Annotated in this window: 11 protein-coding genes; 5 read left to right on the forward strand and 6 right to left on the reverse strand. The window is 43.2% G+C overall.

Going from position 1 to position 21,585, the window contains the following annotated elements:
• Positions 1-73 precede the first annotated feature (73 nt).
• Positions 74-1,741 carry a TolC family protein gene (locus AC58CZ_RS06145; RefSeq protein ID WP_494224340.1) on the reverse strand — a complete coding sequence of 556 codons (1,668 nt, stop codon included), beginning with the start codon at positions 1,739-1,741 and terminating at the stop codon, positions 74-76.
• Positions 1,742-2,547: 806 nt separating this feature from the next.
• Here AC58CZ_RS06145 and glpK point away from each other — a divergent pair.
• The 4 genes from glpK to AC58CZ_RS06165 all read left to right on the forward strand — a co-directional run bounded on the left by glpK (position 2,548) and on the right by AC58CZ_RS06165 (position 7,203).
• Positions 2,548-4,194 (forward strand): glycerol kinase GlpK, encoded by a 1,647-nt coding sequence (gene glpK, locus AC58CZ_RS06150; RefSeq protein ID WP_494224341.1) that lies wholly within the window; start codon positions 2,548-2,550, stop codon positions 4,192-4,194.
• Between the two features lie 248 nt (positions 4,195-4,442).
• Positions 4,443-4,955 carry a hypothetical protein gene (locus AC58CZ_RS06155; RefSeq protein ID WP_071001334.1) on the forward strand — a complete coding sequence of 171 codons (513 nt, stop codon included), beginning with the start codon at positions 4,443-4,445 and terminating at the stop codon, positions 4,953-4,955.
• A 298-nt stretch (positions 4,956-5,253) separates the two neighbouring features.
• Positions 5,254-6,273 (forward strand): endonuclease/exonuclease/phosphatase family protein, encoded by a 1,020-nt coding sequence (locus AC58CZ_RS06160; protein ID WP_494224342.1) that lies wholly within the window; start codon positions 5,254-5,256, stop codon positions 6,271-6,273.
• 237 nt (positions 6,274-6,510) lie between these two features.
• Positions 6,511-7,203, forward strand: a complete 693-nt coding sequence (locus AC58CZ_RS06165; RefSeq protein ID WP_071001337.1) for a TetR/AcrR family transcriptional regulator — start codon at positions 6,511-6,513, stop codon at positions 7,201-7,203.
• A 73-nt stretch (positions 7,204-7,276) separates the two neighbouring features.
• On the opposite strand, the gene AC58CZ_RS06170 is transcribed toward AC58CZ_RS06165, so the two are convergent.
• The 5 genes from AC58CZ_RS06170 to AC58CZ_RS06190 all read right to left on the reverse strand — a co-directional run bounded on the left by AC58CZ_RS06170 (position 7,277) and on the right by AC58CZ_RS06190 (position 18,093).
• Complete coding sequence (locus AC58CZ_RS06170; protein ID WP_494224343.1) at positions 7,277-8,062, reverse strand: hypothetical protein; 786 nt, start codon at positions 8,060-8,062, stop codon at positions 7,277-7,279.
• Between the two features lie 123 nt (positions 8,063-8,185).
• A complete protein-coding gene (locus AC58CZ_RS06175; RefSeq protein ID WP_494224344.1) occupies positions 8,186-13,522 on the reverse strand; it encodes a hypothetical protein in 5,337 nt (1,778 codons plus the stop codon).
• 139 nt (positions 13,523-13,661) lie between these two features.
• The gene (locus AC58CZ_RS06180) at positions 13,662-15,767 is read right to left on the reverse strand and encodes a beta strand repeat-containing protein (RefSeq protein ID WP_494224345.1); all 2,106 of its coding nucleotides are present in this window, start codon (positions 15,765-15,767) and stop codon (positions 13,662-13,664) included.
• Between the two features lie 66 nt (positions 15,768-15,833).
• The gene (locus tag AC58CZ_RS06185; protein ID WP_494224346.1) at positions 15,834-16,298 is read right to left on the reverse strand and encodes a hypothetical protein; all 465 of its coding nucleotides are present in this window, start codon (positions 16,296-16,298) and stop codon (positions 15,834-15,836) included.
• 268 nt (positions 16,299-16,566) lie between these two features.
• Positions 16,567-18,093, reverse strand: coding sequence for a hypothetical protein (locus tag AC58CZ_RS06190; RefSeq protein ID WP_494224347.1), 1,527 nt, complete (start codon positions 18,091-18,093; stop codon positions 16,567-16,569).
• A 668-nt stretch (positions 18,094-18,761) separates the two neighbouring features.
• Here AC58CZ_RS06190 and aceE point away from each other — a divergent pair.
• The gene (aceE, locus tag AC58CZ_RS06195) at positions 18,762-21,575 is read left to right on the forward strand and encodes a pyruvate dehydrogenase (acetyl-transferring), homodimeric type (RefSeq protein ID WP_494224348.1); all 2,814 of its coding nucleotides are present in this window, start codon (positions 18,762-18,764) and stop codon (positions 21,573-21,575) included.
• The last annotated feature ends 10 nt before the right edge of the window (positions 21,576-21,585 follow it).

Raw genomic sequence — 21,585 nt, forward strand, 5'->3', positions numbered from 1 at the left:
CTTATAACACTTAAAAGTTAAAACGATGACATAGCGCTTATTCGTATACTTTATAAGCTTTCATATACAATCATCATTCAGTGTACAAAGTCGGCAGCTGGATATCAGCGGCATTAAGATAAGCGTTAAAAGCAAGCGGCGTACCGCAGCTTTGCATGAGTGCGGCCAATGACTGTACATAACTGTTGGCAGCTTGCGCTTGCTCAGTACGTGCTTTGAGCGATTGCGTTTGTGCTTGTACCACATCGACTGTGGTATTCACGCCTTCTTGCAATCCTAAGCGGCGCAATCTTAACACTTCTGCAGCCAAATCAACGTTACTTTGTAGCGCTTGATAGCGTGATTGAGCATTATTAACATCGTGCCAGTTTTTTTCTACCAGCAGTAGCAGGTTGTCGCTGACTTCAATCTCAGAAAGATCTGCCTGACGTATTTGAGCATTGCTTGATGCCAATGACGCGGTTTTATCCAGTCCGCCCCATAGCTTCCAACTGGCAGAGATACCAGCGACCCAGCTTGGATCTTTTTCGAGCTGACCATAACCATATAGCAAGACTGTCGGCTTGTAGCCAGTATCTGATAATGCATGCAACTGCTGAGCCTGCGCGCGTTTGGCGGCGACCTTTTGTAATCCTGGATGATTATTCAGTGCCAAATCCTGAAAATAGCTAACATCCGGTAGGGGACGGCTAGAGACAAATAATGGCGTCGTCGGCTTAATACGATAATCAGTACGTAGCAATCGCTGTAGCGCAATCATGGCTAAGCGCGCATCGTTATTGGCATTGACGGATTCGCTTTTGGCATCGGCAAGCGCAGACTGTGCTTCTAGTCTATCGACACGCGAAATAAAGCCTTCTTCAAACAAGCGTTCTGCCATATGATCCGTTTGCTGCAAGGTATCGTAAGCATCCTCACGTAAGTAAGCGGCAATGATCGCCAATTGGGCCTTAAAATACCGTTCAATTAACGTATTATAGAGCTCGTTTTTATCAAGGATGCTATCGGCGACTGCTTCTTGTGTGCGTGCATCTGAAGCGCCAGTCAATGCGTCCGTACGTCCAGCAGTATAAATAGGCCAGACCACACCAAGACCTGCGCCCGTCGTCGATCCTGAGCGCTTAATATTATAAGAGTCTGGAATTCGCTCACCGACCAACTCCCCAAAGTTTGGTAAATCTGGCAGGTCTGCAATCGGAGGAATCGCGTTATCGACGGTATTATTTACTCCGTTGACGATACCGTTTCTAAGAGACGATAGATCTATATCCTCATCAAGATGGTAAGCACTGGTAGAGACGCGCGCAAATACGAGGGGGTTGTCGATGGTTCTGAGGGCGTCAGTTTGGTATTCGCTGGCAGCGATGGCTGCTTGATTGGCCGCTATTTTGGGCGAGACTTGAACCAAAAGCTTTTGCGCTTGTTCTAGGCTTAAAAAGCTAGAGACTTCTAATGGATAGCTATTATCCACGGCTTTGTGTGTGATTGGATCGATAAGGGTGTTTAATGCACTGTGCTCAGCATGAGTCTCTGCTAATGTATGACTAGGTGTCATTGCTGTCTGAGCTGTCTGATTATTAATCTGACCATCGGCATCCACAATTTTTGTCACAGTCACCGGTGTCATGTCATCTGATGATTCTATATTATCTGAGCCCGTGCTCGCATAAGTCACTATAGGGCCGCTCATGAGTGCAACTGTCATCATAGCAGTCGGTAGCGCTGATAAAGTGAATTTCATAAGTCACATAAGCCATTAATTAGAATGTAAGGTATTATAAAATAACGGACAGCATTAATAGATTTTATCGCTCAGAATATAAAGCGGTCATACTATTATAAACGATTTGCTAGTAAGCGAATAAATGATGCTGAAATAAAGTATTTGTACTGAAATATCAGAATGCTTTTTAATAAAGTGCGTGTTAATACGAAAGCGCTAAAAACGTATCATTCAAAATAAGGCGTACACTGTATAGCCACAATGGTGACGGGTCAATGCTCAGTATTCTGCTATTCTCTATTGTGTCATCCCTAGCGGTATGATAGAGGTTTGAGCTGTTTTTTAAATATTCGTTTATAAGTAACATCATAGCGAATAAGACGTCTTAGAGTTAACCAATTTAAATTAACGTGCTGTTATTTTTATCATTAGGGCGTGTTGAACATTCGACCATGGCACTGACAGCGACTATTTTTTTAGGCGATTCGATGTTAAAAATAATAAGTTTAGTCATTCTAAGCGCTTATTTTTAACGATGAAGCGGCAAAAAAGAGTCCTGTCCCCTGCTTTTTATCGTTGGGGCTGATGCTAAAATTGCCCCATACTGCGTTACAAATCTCGCTAAGGCATCTGCATTATCATCGCTTTGTGCCTTGTCTGGAACAATTTTAGCGATCAGCAGTGCCTATTTGCGAATGTTCAACACGCCCTAAATAATTTGGCCAATCATTTATAAAATATGCAGTGATTGATTAACAGTAAATAATGAATAGCCACTGGTTTTTATCAAATAGAACCAACAATATCAGTAGAGGGTATGCGTAATGGCAGGATATATTTTGGCGTTAGATCAAGGGACAACGTCGAGTCGAGCGATATTATACGATGATCATGCACGGCCTATTAAGATGGCACAACAGCCAACGACGCTGCAAACGCCAAAAGCGGGATTTGTTGAGCAAGACGCACAGCAAATCTGGCAAACTCAGATTAGCTGTGCGCATGATGTTATCAATCAGGCAGGGTTGCTTGCTACTGATGTCACCAGTATCGCGATTACCAATCAACGCGAGTCTATTGTCATGTGGGACAAGCAAACAGGGAAACCGCTTGCACCCGCTATCATTTGGCAAGACAGGCGCACGGCAAACTATTGCAAGACACTCGATGCTGAAAGCGCTGATAACAGCATGAATAAAAGTGTCAATCAAGATATCAATCAAGGCGCCAATCACAATGATATTAACAATGACCTTCAATATGATATGGCAGCGCAAGTACAACGCATCACAGGTCTGCGCTTAGATCCGTACTTCAGTGCCAGTAAAATTGCTTGGCTGCTCGAAAATAATCCCAAACTCAGCGTACGTGCTAGTAAAGGTGAGATAGCAGTTGGCACCATCGATAGCTGGCTGATTTACAAGCTAACTGGCGGCGAGCATGTCATCGACGTGACCAATGCTTCTCGTACTTTGCTATTTGATATTCATAAATTGGCTTGGTCAGAGACGCTTTGCGATCGGTTTGCCATTCCTATGACTATATTGCCTAAGGTACTGCCATCTGACGGTGATTTTGGCAAAACCAAAAAAGGCCTATTTGCAAAACAAATACCCATTCAAGCCGTGCTCGGCGATCAGCAGGCCTCGCTTTTTGGGCAAGGCTGTCTCGATGCTGGCATGGCCAAAAATACTTATGGCACAGGGTGCTTTATGCTGATGAACATTGGTCAGCAGCCAAAACTGAGCGAGCACAAGCTGCTAACCACCATCGCATGGCAGCGAAAAATATCGCCAACTCGTCCAGACAATTTATCATTTGATCAAATCTTACAGTCAGGTAAGCGAATGCTACAGCCACCCAAAAAAGAAGTTACCTATGCCTTGGAGGGTAGTGTTTTTATGGCAGGAGCTATCATCCAATGGCTACGTGACAATTTGGGTATGATTCAACAAAGTAGCGATGTTGAAGATTTAGCTCGACAAGTAGACAGTAGCGAAGATGTGGTGCTATTACCTGCTTTTACTGGATTGGGTGCGCCTTACTGGCGTTCTGATATCAGTGCTAGCATCACTGGTATGAGTCGCGGTACTACTAAAGCCCATATTGCCCGTGCTGCGTTGGAAGCAGTTGCCTACCAGACTTATGATGTACTCGTCGCCATGCAAAAAGACAGCCCTCATCCCTTGACTGAGCTCAGAGTAGATGGCGGCGCGGCAAATAATGATTTGCTGATGCAATTTCAGGCAGATTTGCTAGATGTTCCGGTGCTACGTCCAAGAGACACAGAGATTACGGCAAAGGGTGCAGCACTACTCGCTGGTTTAAAGACTGGGCTTTACGATGAATCAACCATGAAAGCCTCATGGCAAGTGGATCGTGTTTTTGAGCCAAGCATGTCGATTGATGCTCGTGAGCAACACCTTGATAAATGGCAACGTGCCATCGCAAGGTCATTAATGCAGATATAGAGTTGATTTTTATAGAAATTTTATCGTTATCATAGGTTTATAATTACTCAAAATATGAGTTCACTGTACACAAACGTGATAAAGATACAGGCTGTAACGCAATGCAATCGTAATACGGACACAGTTTACATAATCAGGCTATCTGTCTCTACCTATAAGTTTCTATACTTCAGTTGGATTTAGCAATATCGCTAATCTTTTAGCAAATAAATAATTCAACAAATAATAAATAATTTAGGGACAATACTATGAGTAACCATGACGCTATCGACCGCAGTGAAGTAAAAAACATGTCTAAAGAGACAAAAGAAGATTTGAATGCAGACATTATCACGGGTGAGCCAGGCTCACATCCAGTAGGTACAGGTATTGGCGGTGTAGGTGGTGCAGCAGCAGGTGCAGCCATCGGTACTATGGCAGGTCCACTAGGCACGCTTATTGGTGGTGCAATCGGTGCAGTTGTTGGTGGCGGCGCAGGTCATGCAGCAGCTGAAGCCATTGATCCAACCCATGAGGAAGCTTACTGGCGTGCAGAGTATGCCAATGCTGATTACTACAAAGAAGGTTACGAGTTTGATCGCGATCTACACCCAGCGTATGCGGTAGGTTATGCAAATCGCGCTCGCTATCCAGTAGATGCACGTTTTGAAGATCATGAAGCCGACTTAGAGCGTTCATGGAATGAAGTGAAAGGCGATTCTCGTTTGGCGTGGGATGAAGCGCGTCTAGCATCACGTGACGCATGGCATCGTGTATCGTAGTACGTGTTTTACAAGAAAGTCAGATGTTAAAAAGACTTATGAATATGACTACTGTTTACTCAATGACTTTAATAGATAGCTAACTTAACAGGCGAGCTGTCTCTTAAAAAAGCTGACAATAGATTACTATTTCGTTGCTGAAAATAGATTGATTGTACGATTGGTTCTATTAATGACTTTGACTAGCAGTATGTATGTTATTTTAAAACTCCCAAAGTCAACCTTTGGGAGTTTTTTTGGCATAAAATTTGCTATGAATCTATATGTATGAATATAATATAAGAAAAACAGGGGACTTATGACTAATAATGACGGTAGTAAACAGTTTTATATTGCCACAGCTAATTTATTGAACTTTGCTAACCCTAATCGCATTTATTATGAGAATGCCCCAGCTTATGATAATAAAGCCTATGAGCATAAGCGACGTGGTCTGACAGATCTGCTGGCTAAAGCACACGCTGATATCATTGCCGTACAAGAAGTATGGGATAGTAATGCACTAGAAGCACTAGCTGTCGCACTAGGATTCAAACCAGAGCAGGTGGTTATTCCGCTTGCAAGCAATGACACTGCAAGTCCATATACTCAAGGTAGAGGCGCACAGAATACACCAGCCGTTGGTATTATTAGTCGATTTGAGCAATTAGAGACGACCTTATTAGAAGAGATTGCACCAAAAGCTGTGATTGATATCCCCGATATCGGGCCTCATCAGCGTTTTAATCGTCCACCTTTGATATTGCGTGTTGACGCATATGGTCAACCAATAACGATCATCACGGCGCATCTAAAAAGTAAACGTGCGTTTTTCTTACGTGACGAAAATGGTAACCTATTAGAAGACATGGATGATCCAAATATCCGTATTCGTGCCAAGCTTCGTAGTTTGTGCATGCGCGCTGCAGAGGCGGCATCTATTCGTATGTCGATCATGGAACGTTTGCATCACACGCGTGAGCCATTGATACTGCTTGGCGACATGAATGATGTGACTGGTAGCGTAACGACCCAGCTGATGACTGAGACTGGCGAGGTTAATTATGATAAAAGTATGCGTGATGTTGCACTTTTTGATGCCGCTCGTATTCAAGCTCGCTATGGTTGGATGAAAGATGTGGCTTACACCCATATTCATCAAGGTATGCCAGAAGTGATCGATCAGTTATTTGTTTCAGAAGAGTTCTTACCTGATAGCAAGTTTTCGCTCGGTCAGGTTGAAAGAGTTGATTATTTCAATGACCATCTTAAGTGGGATTATTCAGATAGGGTGACTGATCATGGTATTATAAGAGCGAAAATTAAACTGAATGATTAACTTCATAAAATTAGATAGTTAACTCTAGTAGAGTGTTAATCGATACATTAACTTTTAACCCATTCATGTCCCTTGCTTGATAGTGTACAAGCGTTTATGATGCCTCCTCATTGAGGTTAGTAGCGATAACGTTGGCTCTACATTTTAGCCACTCGTTGATTTTCCAGTGATTTAGGACGAATGCTACTTAATGAAGATTGTATTTATGAAATAGGACGTAACATTAAGAGATTTACAATGAGTGATAACAAAGACGAAAAAATTGAAGATGTGTTAGTAGATTCGGAGTTGGCAAAAAAACTTGTACCAAACAAGTTTAAATTTACCAGTCAGCAGGGCCGCGCACGTCGTCAAAAACTTTTGGCTGGTGCCAAAAAGTTGAGTGAAACACAAGCTATTAATGATATTACTCTAGCAGCTGTGTGTGAAGAAGCAGGCATACCAAGAGCTTCTGCTTATCATTTCTTCCCTAACATTGAAGCAATATTTTTAGCATTGCGCTTTTTGAATGCGATTGAAATATTAGAGATGGTAGAAACCGTTGATATCGGCAACTACGATAGATGGCAAGGATATCTAACCGCGCTGATTGATCAGTGCGTGACGATCTTCCATAACGATGAGACCAAAGCCAAACTCATTTATGACACCAATACGCCTGATTTTGAAGGTGATGAATTTGGCGAAGATATGGACCATCAAATTGTTGACTTGGTCTATAAGCGTTTATCAGAGCGTTATGAGATGCCAAATTTTGAGGATATCCAAAACACGTTATTGATTGCTTATAGTATTGTTAATGCGATATTTACCTTGTCTTATCGTCGTCATCAGACCATTACGGATGACTATATTCAAGAAGCAAATACAGCATTTATCGCGTACTTACGCTGCTATCTGCCAGAAAAACTACCACGTAAAAACCGCTAACTTTATCTATAGTAGACACAAAAAAGCCGACAAATCTGTCGGCTTTTTTACCTCTGTTATTTAGTAAGGCGCTTTAATTATTAGGCGTTAGATCTTGTCCGCGGCAGATATCATCACTGGCATCTAAAGGCGCATACTGCTTGTAGTAGCTGACGATAAATTGCTCTAAGGCCACGTTAGTCTGTGAATCATGAGCATTCACGTAAGCTTCGCGTGCTTGCTCAAGCCAGCGATCTGCCATACGAAAATGTATGCCTGATTCACGCCACCCTCGCTTACATTGATTGGTCGCCGCCCAAATTAACGCCACTTCACTAAATGCCATCTCACGTGGCGCTGACTCTATACCGCCACTGTCTTTTAGCGCACTCAGCGTCGCCCACAGATCAGGTCGCATTAGAGCAGAGGTAGTAGGGATATCTTGCTGTAGTTTGATGCTTTGCGCTGTATCGTTCTTTAGCGATTGTAAGATAGACTCTGCCGTTTCTGCCGCAACTACGCCCGCAGCTGAGCGGTTATTCATACTGTCTTGATGGATCGCATAAGTAAGCCATGCTTGTGCTTTGTAAGCGAGGTACTGCTGATGAGCGGTTTTGTCTTTTTGCTGATAGGGCTGTAGTTGCTCTACCATACAGTTGAGTACACGTTGCTGCGTGCTTTGATATTTATAAGAAGGGGCTTGAGCCTGAATATCATCACGACAGTCTACAGCACTATTCGCATCAACGATTTGAGCCGTGTTGTTAGCGATGCTATCTTGTGCTGATGCAAGGGATACGACACTCAAAAGTAACAGTGCCGAGAGTGCAGTATGTACTGGTTGTTTATAAGCAGTGGTTTTAATGGCAGCTTTAAACATGATGCAAACCTTATCTGAAGGTAATGAGTGTGGGTATTTACCATTATTAGGGCTGACTCTGCGACTCCTGTCTAATCGCTTATTATATTGCCAGTAGACAGGAGTTAAGACGCTATCATTAGTTTACAAGGTAGTCGTATTAACTTGCGTAGAGTCACTGTTTAAACGATTGTTCTTACGTGGGTCTTCACGCTTGAATAGATTTTCATCAAACTTAAAGCGCAATCTAAAGTAAGCCCCTTCTTGAGTACTGTCGTCATAGGCGATGTCTTCATCTTCAAAGCCCATAAAATTGTAGCCAAGTGACAACCAAAGGTTGGTCATTGGGCTATAGCCCACTTCAGCACCTAACATATAAGACAAATCATCTGCTTGCTTATTCCAGTAAGTACCCGCTTGCAAACCAACATCCCAATGTTCGCTAATATCGTACAGACCGCGACCATAAACGGCATGAGCAGTATTGTCACTGGTAATATTGTCTGCTTCATATTCTGTATACTTACCCGCATAGCGACCAGACAAGGTTAAGGCACGCGTTGGATGGTAGTTACCATTCCATGACCAGACAGTGGTGTCTTTTTGATAGGTATCATCAGCCGTGTTATTGTCATCTAAACGATACTCAAGCTTTGCAAGCATGTCTAGTTGATTGCTGTCGTAATCACGATAAGCGGCACCAAGTTGGAAACGATTAATCGTGCGATCACCATCATTATAGTCGATGCGTGAATAGGTATCTTTGGCAAGTAAGGTAATCTCATCGGTATAACGATAGGCAATACCTGCGTTACCAAGTAAGGTGTCGCTTGTTTCCCCCCAACGTTTCTCAACACGTCCTGATGCTTTGTAGTTTTCTTTGGCAAGATACTCAACGCCAAAACCTGCCGCAGTGGCGGTGTTGTTCTCTTCGCCTTCTAATGACTCAACGCGCTCAAACAACGTATTTAGAGTCAGGCCTTTTTGTACATACCACTTGTTTTTCAGACCGATAGCGGCTTCCGCTTCACGCGCACTGATCGCGTCACGCATGCGGTATTCGCTATACACTTTACCGTCTTTCATATAATTGACGTCAAAGCCAACAACGGTACGTTGACGCTCATCAGTATCATCAAGACCATAGCTACCAGACAGGCTATTGATCAAATCATGACGTGCATACAGACGACCCAAGCCACCGATTGGCGTCTCACCACCGATGGACGTCGCGTTACGTGAGCTATTTTCGATATCTTGCTCATACTCTGCAAACACCAAGCTATTATTTAGCTTGGGTAGGCGAGAAGTGATACGGGCACGAACCGTTGTGCCTTCGATGTCTTTGTCCGCATCACTAACGCCGTTCAATGCTGATTGGTTGATAATGTCGTCATTGAACAGCGTGTCATCAGTAACATCTATCACATCTGTGGCTGCTTGGTTATTGCGTGAGGCAGCAGTCGCGTCTTGTTTGTAGTAACGCACACCGATTTCACCAACGACATTTTCACTCAAACGTTGCTCGATACTGGCTTGTACGCCTTCACGACTCGCCTCAGTAGTATGATCCTTGGTACGCACACCTTCTAATTTCAACGCTGTTTTTTTGTCGTTAAATGTATGGATGACTTCTACGCCAGACTCCGTACGCCCAGCAGTAAGTGGTGATGCACCAGTGACAAATCCTTCATCTGCATCATTGTAATAAGCCTTGGCACGCGTGTCTTTCTTATTATCAAAGTCAAGCTCAACACGTAAGGCGTTGCCCTCAACATTATTATCGTCTAATTCTGTGGTGTTGATCTGATTACTTGGCTGAAAATTAGGGTTCTCAGCTTTGTTCATTGCGTATTCAGCGACCAGCTTTAGCTTATCGTTGAACTTGATAACGCTATTGACACTAGCAAGCTCTTCTTTGTTCAATGGGTCGTCGCTATTGATATAGCTACCACCGATAGAGACTTTATTAGTCAGTTGCTGTTTGGCAGCGATACCACCAACCAAATAGTCCTCACCACCTTCGTCGACTTCTACTGTGACACGAATGTAGATAGGATTGCCTTCGAGATCTTGACTCGCAATCGGTGATTTCAAAAATAAGCTGCGGCTAATCGGGTCTATCTCATAATCAGCAAAACGAGTTAGCGTCTCACGACTGATAATAAGACCGGGATTATTGGCATCACGAGTGATAACTTCGACGATTTCAGAGTTTTCTAGTACCGCGTCAAAGTTCTCCGCCAATGGGTAGGGACCTGAAATACCTAAACCGCGAGTCTCATTAACGCGCTGGCTAGTACTGGTCTCTGCCAAAAATGCAGTCACGCGAGTATTATTATCTTCAAATTGCGCCTTTAGACCAGTCAATGTACGGTTGTATTGACCCAGTTCAATGCCTTCATCATTGTCAATTTGTGTTTTTAGGTCGCCATACATAGCAAACGAGCGACCTTTGTCTAGACGCACATAGAGCTTACTGGTTGATTGCGCATCAAAGCCTTTGGCCGATGAGTCACCATAGACAGGATAGTATTCGCCAGGCTCGATATCACGGAATAATCGCTCGCCTTTTTTGTCACTGTCATAAGCCAGCGTCAGCAAGTAATCTCCGCGCACTTTGCCTTTCAAGAACATCGCCGCACGACCAGTGGCTGAATAATCATCATTGCCTGAGATTTCATGCAGCTCTTGCTCGAACGCGCCTTGTGCGTCTGTGATATTGCTGCCATCAAAGTCTTTGAGCGAGATAGCACCCTCGACGATACCCACAGCAATGAGTGGACGCAGCTTAGCCGTGAACTGTAGTGGGATAATTTGTTTACTACTACCAGTATCAATTACCAACTCACCTTTGCCTGGTGCGCTTGGCGCGATGACTGGTATCAATAGCTCACCACCTGATACAGTAATTTGGGTACCGGCTTGATCTTGGCTGCTGTCTTTCAGATTGATACGACCGATATTAGTATCAAGTGTAAGAGAAGTAGTGCCGATATAGGGGCGATTGTCGCGATCTTTTAGACTAATAACAACCTGATATTCGCTGATACCATCTGCTGGGACTAGTTGTGCTTGCGTACGATAATCAATCGCTTGCAGACTATCAGGTGTCAATACGGTGATGGTCTGCTCGGCAATAGTTTTGCCATTGATGTCAGTTGCCACACCACGTAACGTATTGCTTCCGCGTTTTAGGTCAACCGCATAATAGTCAAAAGCCATTACATTTTGCTTTTCTTGCTCAGCAGTTTTACCGATTTGCTGCTCTGATATCGCTTTGCCATTGGCGTATAGAGTAAATATTGAACCAAGTGGTGCTTGTACCTGTACCATCTGCTTGTAAGTACTGAGCTGTTGACCTTCATTTAGGTTAATGAAGGTGACATTATTGTTAGCCACTTCTTTTAGATATTCTTCGAGCTCTTTTTCTACTGGAGGTGCAACCGTTGTCACGGCCATGTCTACACGATTGGTCGCATCCCCAATCATATCGTTGACAATAGCAGAATCACAGTTGTTACCAAGGTCTAGGTCGCCATTGATATTGCAGCCACTTGCATCGACATTATCAGTCGTGTCGGCATCGTAGTTTGGCTCTAATGTTAGCGCTGTTTTTACCGCTTGCTCTAGCGTATCATTCTTAGCACTCACTGATTTGCTACGAGCGATTAGCTCGGCGTTCAGACGCTCAGTACTATCGCCCATGCCGCCCACAATCGCAAAATCTGCACGATGTAGCTCGCCATATTTCAAATCGACAAAACGGCTGCCAGCATCACCCGCATTACGGTTGCTTTGGGTGACCAGCTCTGTTTCTCTAGGGATCGTCGTGCTATCTACTTTTAGTACGTGTGTTTTGGCACTGACCCCATAAAAGTTGTATTTACCTTCAGGATCAGTAACGATGAAGTTGCCGTTCTCCATATATATACGGACACCAGCAACCCCAAGCTCGCCGTCTTCTTTTTGCTGAATACCATCACGGTTGATATCGTGATAGACTTTACCAATGATGATGCCGTCAGTATTCATGACGCCGCGTTCTACGTCGATTTTCCACTGTGCTTCTCTTGATACTAAGCTTTGGCCTTGCTCATTGTTAGCAACTGCGATTGCGCGGTTGATACCATCACCACCTAGTGATGAAGCACCAACAAGCACACGATAAGTAATTTTTTTACTTTCGCCATTTGCCATATTGCCTAAGTTCAATACTTGATATTTACCATCAGCTTTAAACTCGGTGGTCTGTGCTTGATTGATATCAATATCAGTCGTTGGACTAACACGTACACTATTCTCAACGTAGTCAAAACCACGCGGTAAGGCATCTTTTAGTTGTACATCGTAAGCAGTAGACTTGCCGCTATTTTTGATTTCGATGGTATAGCTGACATAATCGCCGAGTTCAGCACTTTTTAAGTCACTTTCCTTTGTAACAACTAAAGCTGGGTTGTCATCGACGATATTAATTTGTGAGCTCAGGTCACTGATACGCACGGTGAAGTCAGACGCATTTGGCAATTCATCAGCATCAATGCCAACCGAAGGGGCGATACAAGCATCTAAACTGACAGTCAATGTGTCGCTGTTCAACGTTTGGATAAGCTTATCGTCAATAGCGTTAGCGTTATTTTGAGTGGCTGCTGATAGCTGATATTTACCTGTGTTATTACCAGTTTCTATAGCTTTAAGTGAATAGCTATCTCCAGTTTTCGGTGATTTGATGGTTACCCATACTTGATCAGGCTTGTCAGTTTGTACATTACATTGCGCATAGCTGGCACTGACATAAACGTCATCATTAATTTGTGAAATCGTTTTGCTTTCATCAAATTTAGGAGTGGTGAATTTGATACCAGATTCGATAATGACTAAACTATCGGTCGCACTCACGCTGGTCACTGACGGGTCTTCTAAGACAACTGCACCAATCTTAATGTCAGCAGTATCTCCATCCTTACCATTAGCATCTGATAGAGCTTGCACAATAAACTGAATGTTTTCACTCTGACCAAGCTTGATTTGGGCACTCATGTTATCAAGAATCAGTTGTGTATCACCACTATCGACAATGCCGTTTTTATTCAAGTCTTGATAAACTTTCAAATTAGATAGAGTTGGCGATACATCAAGCGTCAGCTCAACAGTCTGACTACTATAGCTAGTATTACTAAGAACATTAACCCAATTCACCAATGTGTTGGGTGCAACAGTACGCACAGGTTGCTGAGTTAAGTTAATACCATATTCAGATAAGGCAGAGGCTTTGACTTGAACTTGGTTTGAAATGCTATTCTGTTTGATAGAATTGACGTCATAAGAAGCATTAGCGATATTGTTGATAGTTTGTACGAGAGTGGTGGGCGCAGCAAACGCCATATTTGATTGCATAAGCAACATTGCAGCCGTCAGCGCAGAGATCTTCGCTGTATGCAACGTAATACGATTAGACGGTGTCATTAAAGATTTAGTCATATGTCGCTTATCCAATAAAACATAAAAGGGTCGGATAGTAATTCTCCAGCTTGGCTCATCAAAATCAATTAGGTCAAGCTGGAGCGTTAGTCTATAAGCGTCTTGTGAAGCTTATAGACTTTGAAATGTTAAATATCAATTAACGAGCGTTTTTAATTTTGATTTTAAAAGTCAAGGTGCCAACGCCCTGAGGAACTAGGGTATAGTTAGTACCAAGAACTGCAGTACTGGTAGTACTAGCTATGCCTGCAGTAGATGAGGCAGTCGCAGAAGTAGCAGGTGAACCAGCTACTAAATCCGCACCAGCTGAAAAGTTAGACAACAAATCCGAAATGGTTAAAGCGTTAAGATTAAAACCTAACGCTGCTGAAGAAGTATTAGTCGCCTGAATACGATAGATAACACACTGATCAGGTTTCGCCTCGACCGCAGTCTGAATAAAGGTACTTGCAGCAACCGTACCTGAACAAGTCGCATCTAATGCTTGAGACTTCACTAAAGTTAAGCCTCTAACGTTAGTCGTATCAGTCACTGTAGTAGCAGCAGGTGCATTAATACCAGCAGGCGTTAGCGTTACAACAGAAGTTTCAGTGCTACCAACAGCTGCAGCATCAGCAACAGTTGCAGGAGCAGCTACATTGCCCGACGACACATTGTAGTTGATTTCTAATGTACCACCAGGTGCAATACCATTTGGAAATTGAGCGGTTGGTAGTGTAGTGCTATTAAGAGTATATGTATTACCACCAGCAACGGTAGGTTGCAGCGTTATAGTAACCGGAGCGCCATTACCAGGCGGCGTATAAGTAGCACTAACAGGACCAGTAACAGGTCTGACAGCCCCATTATTGCCACCATCAGCAATAGTGAAAGTCAATGGGTTAGTATTGGTACCTTCACCATCTTGACCGCTGTTAGTAATGAGAGTTGAATGAGTCGCTTGACTAGCAGTACCTGAGGCAGGGGGAACTTCTCTAGTCGTTGGATTGCTCACCACAACCGCTCGTCTGGTAAAGCTAGTCACACCAGGACTATCTATACCAGCACCGTTACCTTCACCCGCATCATCAGGTATTCTAGTAACACCTATAGTGCCATCTGTACTATCCAAAATATCATAGTCAGTACCAAGTACAGGATTAGCAGGTAGCGGGCTAACCGGACCGACAAACTTATCGTAGACTTCTGCGTTGTTAGTTACTGAACTATTAGCAGATGTAAACTGATCTCTATCGACGTTAACCGTGAAAGTAATCGTGCGACTTGCGCCAACAGCTAAGTTCGCTACGGCAACATTAATAGCTTGTCGAGTACCAACAGTAGAAATCGTAGCGGTACCAGCACCACCAGTTACGGTCACGTCTGATGCTGTGCCATTAGGTAAACTCAAACCTACAGGAAGGACATCTCTGATAACAATATCAGTCGCAGCAGCACTATAGTCAGTAGTCGCGTTAGTGACTACGATACTATAAGCAATCTGTGGGTTGGCGACTGTCAAATCGACAGTACTGGTCGCTGTTTTTACAATTTTGAAGGTAGGCAATCTCACGATAGTTTGGTTTTCGTTCACCAATGTCGCACCAGCTGCATTATTAGCAGTAAAGAAAGTACTGGTCGCTGTTAATGTGCCTACACCTTTGTCATTACCGTTACGATCGTCTGGCGTAGCTGCTTCGTAGCTTAAGTTAGCTCTAGTACCTGGCTGTAGTCTAATAGTACCGCCATTAGCTAGGGTACCTGTCTGCGCTTGAGTTCCTAAAGCGGTGACTTGAGCAGAAGTTAGAGGAGTGCCATCTGCTTGTACAATAGTAAACGTAACAGGCGCAGTACCTAAAGGGTAGTCTGGAGTAGCCGTTACTAGTGATGAGTCATTACCTGTGGTGTTAATGGTATAAGTATCCGTCACGTTACCCGTGTTGGTTAAATTATGAGTAAAGGTAGTTGTACCACCTGGCGTAGCAGTCTGATTGATAGCAGTATCGTCACCAATACTACCATCATCAACAGTCGATGTGAGTGCAAAGTTAGCCGTTTCGCTAACGTTAACGGTTACTGTGTTAGAGGTTACAGATGGCTGACTGACGCCAGCAATACTGTAGCTTGCAGTTGCTACGTTATTAATTGGCGCAGCGCCTGCTGTTACAGCGGCAGCTGGGGTCGCTGCATTAGCGCCAGTAGACACACCCATTACTGCGGCGACGCCGACAGCTAGCAGGCTATAGTTAAAAGTGTTTGATTTCATATAATGCTCCAGAGTTAAGATTAAAAATTGAAACGTTAAAAGCGTGAAGGTTTAATGTCTATTGAATTAATTAACGGTGGTATTGAGAGCAACAGCTGCTGACTTTTTAGCTGGCAATAACTTAATATTCCAACGCAGAGTGCGGTATTCAGAATATGGAATCTTGACCATCTTGCCATCGACTTTACGCATAAGTGGTATATCAGCGTAATTCTCACCATCGATACTGGCTTGTGCACTTGCAGGCATCGCATCGCCAGTAAATGTCATATTGGCAGGAATAGGTAGCGTCACCATTAAATCGTTAATATCTTTATTGATGGTATTGGTATAATTCGCTTTATACTGAATCACAGTACCTGCCGGTGCGGTGCGTACTGGCTTATAGACTGTTTTACCTTCCGCATTCTTTATGACTTGATTGGCTGTTAGTTCCATTTTTAGAGCATCATCAGCATGTGCTATATTTAGTAAAGAGCTAGAAGCTATAGTAGCTAATAGAATATTGCGTAGAATCTTGAAACGTTTCATATAAAATCCTTTCTTATACCGTTACTATCATTGGGATACTGAGGCTTTGGGCTACCGTGAAACTGTCTATCATTTGCTATCAGGGTCGTCTATAAAAAGCACACATTCCCTTTTAAGCTATTGTAACGTAATCGATACAATTATCAATTATAAAGATGACAAATGGTATTTCAAGATGACCAAACGGTAAAAGCCCTGTCTAAGAAGACAGGGCTTTTTTGTATTAGAAAAGGAAATAGTAATAATCTAGAGTTGCAATAGATAATAGCTACTGAGTGTTCGCTGTAGTGCCATATTTGGTATTAAAATAAAAGTTGCGGTTTGATCTGGCGTTTAGGGTAAAGGGATTGGTTATTACTGTACCGTTATTACCGATAGCCACACTATTAGAAGCATAGTCGGTTGTACTGGCTACTGGATTGGCTAAGGTTGAGGTAACCGCTGCGCCATCACTTTTGCTTTGCAGTTTATCCTGCATCACAAAGTTATTAATGGGGACATTAGCGCGATTAGTGGCGGTAATGCGATAAGCAATACACTGACCAGGGGTAAGGGCATTTCCATTATTAGCACTTTCGCTAAAGCCTTTTCTAAGGTCTGTTTCACCTACACGATTGAGAGTAGGATCGGTATAAGGGATGGTAGAAGGACAGTTATTAACGTATTGAGCTTTTCTAAGGACTAAGGCGGCGTTTTCTGCAATGACACGACCAAAGTTCCTGTTGGGATAGTTGTAGGTGGTGGTTGCAAATGCAGTATTGATATTGTCTGTCGTGGTTCGGATCGGGTAAGAACTGCCTGTTCTACTCTCTATAAGGCATATGTTTCTATTACTACCAAAGGTTGAGAGAGGGACACTAAATTGAAACTGACCGATAGTCGCGCCGCTACTATTAACAGTTTGTGTAGCATAAGTGAGAGGGTTGTTACTATCGCAACTAGCTAGTCTGACAGTACTACCGCTGATCCCCGTCTCTTGGGGCGGATTAAAAACACCATTGAAGTAGTTGGTATTATTATAAGTCCCAGAAGTGAAGTTGGCATTAGTAGCGCTCGCTTGCGCTGCTGTGATACCACCATTATCGTCAAATACCGTACCAGAAAATATATATTGAGGAACGTAGCAGTAATTATCTACGCGAAAATCAATCTCTTGATTAGTTGTAGTGGAAAGACGACCAGTATTAGTATAGCGAACTTTTACCGATGATACGGGCTGAGAGAACTGTACCGATCCTTGACATTGCGTACCTAAATCTTTAGCTGGGCAGTTAGCTGTACTAGTTGTATATAATCCTTGAAAGTAGGCAATGTTTGAACCTACTATTGTTTGGAAAGTGCCTTCAATAGTAGTACCTGCTTGGGTGACACCTGTAATTTGAACGTAATCATCGAAAGTATTACCATTACTATTAGCATAATCAACATCAAAAGCACTTAACGCAACGTTGGTCAAGTAGATTGGTTGCATGGTAATGCTATTACGAAAATCTAGACGGATATCTGTAAAGGCCGAGGTGTTAGGGAACGTTCTTCTGACATTGATGGCTCTGACTCCTTGAGCCTCAATAACACCAAAGTTACCCAATATGGTGTTCGAGCTCGACTCTGTAGTATTCATTTTAATCTGTAAGGGAATGCTGCCTGATGCGTTGCCTGCGATGTTGACATAATTATCAGTATTCACTGCTGAGACTAGGTTAGTGTAGTCTGCGTTTGTCAGGCTGCTTTGAGAAGCACCAGTACTACAAACTGCTCCAGGATTTGGTGCAAGCGCATGAGATGAGATGCTCATCAATGACAATATTACAAACCCCATCAAATTCAGTATTTGAGATTGATACTTACTAAAAGAAAAAACGTTCGTTATATTCGAGGATGTTTTAGCTTTATACATGTCACTATTCCTAAGAATCAAGGTTGCTCAATCGATATGGAACTTAACTATATTTATACAAATATACCAGTATGAGATAATAATAAGCAATTTATGTTAAATCCAGAGTAAAGTTCCTAATGGTCGATTTAGCATGACAGGAAGTATATTTTGGTTACGGAGTTACACGTAACTGTCTTTTAGGTAAAGAGACACACTATTTTTATTATCATTTTTAAAAAAACTAATCATTATTTATTTAAAAAATACTTGTTATTTATCCATTTCTCTACAGCCATAAACAATTGCCTCGCAAACGCTTATAATAGAGTGTCAAAATCATTCATGACTGAATATACAGGGACAACAGTATGATCTGTTTTGTAGTTTCGTCCATTTGACGCATATGTCAATTCTCAGTGGCACTATTTTGTATAATCTAGCTGTATCTCACCGTATGAAACAAGGGAATGCTTGGACATAGCAAGGAAGTCATAAGTAAACCAATATCTCACTTCACACCAGTATTTAACAAAGCCTTACCGTCTAGATAGGTAGGTATGACTGATATAAAAGGATCGACAACAATGAATTATTACAAGGATGCTGATAGCACCGAAACCAAAGAGTGGCTACAAGCCTTTGAGTCTGTGATCAAACATGCAGATAAGGATCGCGCTCAGTTTCTTCTAAAAGCCTTATACAATATGGCGGTGCAAGAAGGGCTACCATTTAATAGATTGGATACCGCGTATATTAATAGTATCGCTGTTGAAGATGAGCCAATGTATCCAGGCGATCTTGGTATGGAGCGTAAAATTCGTGCGTTGATTCGTTATAACGCTTTGGCAATGGTCATGCGTGCCAACAAAAACGATGATGATTTGGGTGGTCACTTGGCGTCATTTGCCTCTAGTGCCACGCTTTATGAAACAGGATTCAACCATTTTTTCCGTGCGGCAAGCGATCACTTCGGTGGGGACATGATTTATTATCAAGGTCACTCAGCGCCAGGTATCTATGCACGTTCTTATTTAGAAGGTCGTCTAACCGAAGATCAGCTTGATAACTTCCGCCGTGAAGTGGGTGGTAAAGGCTTATCAAGCTATCCTCATCCATATTTGATGCCTGACTATTGGCAGTTCCCAACGGTATCAATGGGCTTAGGTCCGATCATGTCGATCTATCATGCTCACGTGCATCGTTACATGGAAAACCGTGGCTTGCTCGAAAAAGAAGGCCGTAAGATTTGGGCATTCTTAGGTGATGGTGAGACGGATGAGCCAGAAAGCTTGGGCGCAATCTCTCTTGCTGGTCGTGAGAAGCTGGACAATCTAATTTGGGTTGTTAACTGTAATCTACAGCGTCTTGATGGCCCAGTCCGTGGTAATGGGAAAATTATTCAAGAGCTAGAGTCGGTATTCCGCGGTGCTGGCTGGCGTGTGATTAAAGTCATTTGGGGTGGTAAATGGGATAGCCTGCTTGCCAATGATGATACTGGCGTGCTCAAACATCGTATGGAAGAAGTGGTCGATGGTGAATACCAGCTATATGAAGCGCGTACGCCTGAATTTACTCGCAAAGAATTCTTTGGTAAATATCCTGAATTAAAAGAAATGGCAGATGCATTGACTGATAAAGACATTGCACGCCTAAACCGTGGTGGTCATGATCCACAAAAAGTGTACGCTGCGTTTAGCGAAGCGATGAAAACCAAAGGTCAGCCAACGGTCGTACTGGTCAAAACTGTCAAAGGCTATGGTTTGTCCAGCACAACACAAGCGGTCAATAAATCGCATCAAATCAAGAAACTTGATCAAGAGGCGCTTGTGTATTTCCGTGATCGCTTTGATTTGCCATTTACCGATGAGCAATTAGAGACCCTACCATTCTACCGTCCTGAAGAAGGTTCGGCAGAGATGAAGTATCTAAAAGGTCGCCGTGAAGCATTGGGTGGTCATCTGCCAAACCGCCGTAGTGGCCATATTCCGCTGAACATCCCTGAGCTGTCGATATTTGATCGCGTATTAAAGGGTAGTAACGGCAAAGAACAATCAACGACGATGGTATTTGTACGTCTGTTATCAGCCATGCTGAAAAACAAAGACATCCAAGATCGCGTGGTACCAATCGTACCAGACGAAGCGCGTACCTTTGGTTTAGAAGGTATGTTCCGTCAATTGGGTATTTACTCTGCGGTCGGACAAAAATATACGCCAGAAGATAGCGAAGCATTGATGGGCTATAAAGAAGCCATCGATGGCCATATGTTAGAAGAAGGTATCAACGAAGCGGGTGCGATGAGTACATGGATTGCCTTGGCAACCAGTTACTCTGTGAATGCGCTACCAATGATTCCGATGTACATCTATTACTCGATGTTTGGCTTCCAGCGCATAGGTGACTTGGCGTGGGCAGCAGGTGACTGTCAGGCACAAGGCTTCTTATTAGGGGCTACTGCGGGTCGTACGACTTTGAATGGTGAAGGCTTGCAGCATCAAGATGGCCATTCGCAGATTTTGTTTAACACCGTACCGAACTGCGTGAGCTATGACCCTTGCTATGGTTATGAGCTAGCTGTTGTCGTACATGATGGCCTACGCCGGATGTACGGAGAAGGCGAGCGCGTTTATTATTACCTAACGCTAATGAACGAAAACTACGACCAGCCTGCCATGCCAGAAGGAAGCGAGGAAGGTATCAAGCGCGGTATGTATTTACTTGAAGACAACGGCTCAACTCAGGTACAGCTATTGGGTTCAGGCGTGATTCTACGTGAAGTACAAAAAGCGGCTCAGATCCTAAAAGATGAGTTCAATATCACATCAAACGTTTGGAGTGTCACCAGCTTCAACGAGCTGACTCGTGATGGTATGGTTTGTGATGACTACAACCGTCTACATCCAATGGATGAAGAAAAAGTGCCATGGGTCACTGAGCAATTAGCACCGCACGAAGGTATCGTAGTTGCAGCGACTGACTACATGCGCAACTACTCAGAGCAAATTCGTGCTTGGTTACCAGACAATCGTCCTTATACCACACTTGGCACAGATGGCTATGGTCGCTCTGATACTCGCGAGAACCTACGCAGCTTCTTTAACGTTGATGCGGCTCACATCGTTGTTGCTACGCTTAAGCGCTTAGCGGATGAGGGTGAAGTCGAGATGCGTTTGGTAAAAGATGCGATTTCAAGTTTAGGCATTGATGCGGATCAGCCACCTGCATGGCACCAACAGTCTTATTATGATCATTCTCCAGATGCACCTGCACCAGGCAAAGTCAACCCAAGTCCTGTGCCTGAGTTCGTTGCTGAAGACGATGAAGATATCAGCAATGAAGGCCGCGCCGAAGATCAAGCAGATGCGCCCTTGCTCAATGACGGTGATGTCAAAGAATAATAATCATAAG

It is taken from the genome of Psychrobacter sp. CR212, from assembly GCF_059693765.1.

Bases quoted from the DNA above. Each gene is read 5' to 3' on its own strand.
- AC58CZ_RS06145 (WP_494224340.1), bottom strand. From the start codon at position 1,741: ATGAAATTCACTTTATCAGCGCTACCGACTGCTATGATGACAGTTGCA.
- glpK (WP_494224341.1), top strand. From the start codon at position 2,548: ATGGCAGGATATATTTTGGCGTTAGATCAAGGGACAACGTCGAGTCGA.
- AC58CZ_RS06155 (WP_071001334.1), top strand. From the start codon at position 4,443: ATGAGTAACCATGACGCTATCGACCGCAGTGAAGTAAAAAACATGTCT.
- AC58CZ_RS06160 (WP_494224342.1), top strand. From the start codon at position 5,254: ATGACTAATAATGACGGTAGTAAACAGTTTTATATTGCCACAGCTAAT.
- AC58CZ_RS06165 (WP_071001337.1), top strand. From the start codon at position 6,511: ATGAGTGATAACAAAGACGAAAAAATTGAAGATGTGTTAGTAGATTCG.
- AC58CZ_RS06170 (WP_494224343.1), bottom strand. From the start codon at position 8,062: ATGTTTAAAGCTGCCATTAAAACCACTGCTTATAAACAACCAGTACAT.
- AC58CZ_RS06175 (WP_494224344.1), bottom strand. From the start codon at position 13,522: ATGACTAAATCTTTAATGACACCGTCTAATCGTATTACGTTGCATACA.
- AC58CZ_RS06180 (WP_494224345.1), bottom strand. From the start codon at position 15,767: ATGAAATCAAACACTTTTAACTATAGCCTGCTAGCTGTCGGCGTCGCC.
- AC58CZ_RS06185 (WP_494224346.1), bottom strand. From the start codon at position 16,298: ATGAAACGTTTCAAGATTCTACGCAATATTCTATTAGCTACTATAGCT.
- AC58CZ_RS06190 (WP_494224347.1), bottom strand. From the start codon at position 18,093: ATGAGCATCTCATCTCATGCGCTTGCACCAAATCCTGGAGCAGTTTGT.
- aceE (WP_494224348.1), top strand. From the start codon at position 18,762: ATGAATTATTACAAGGATGCTGATAGCACCGAAACCAAAGAGTGGCTA.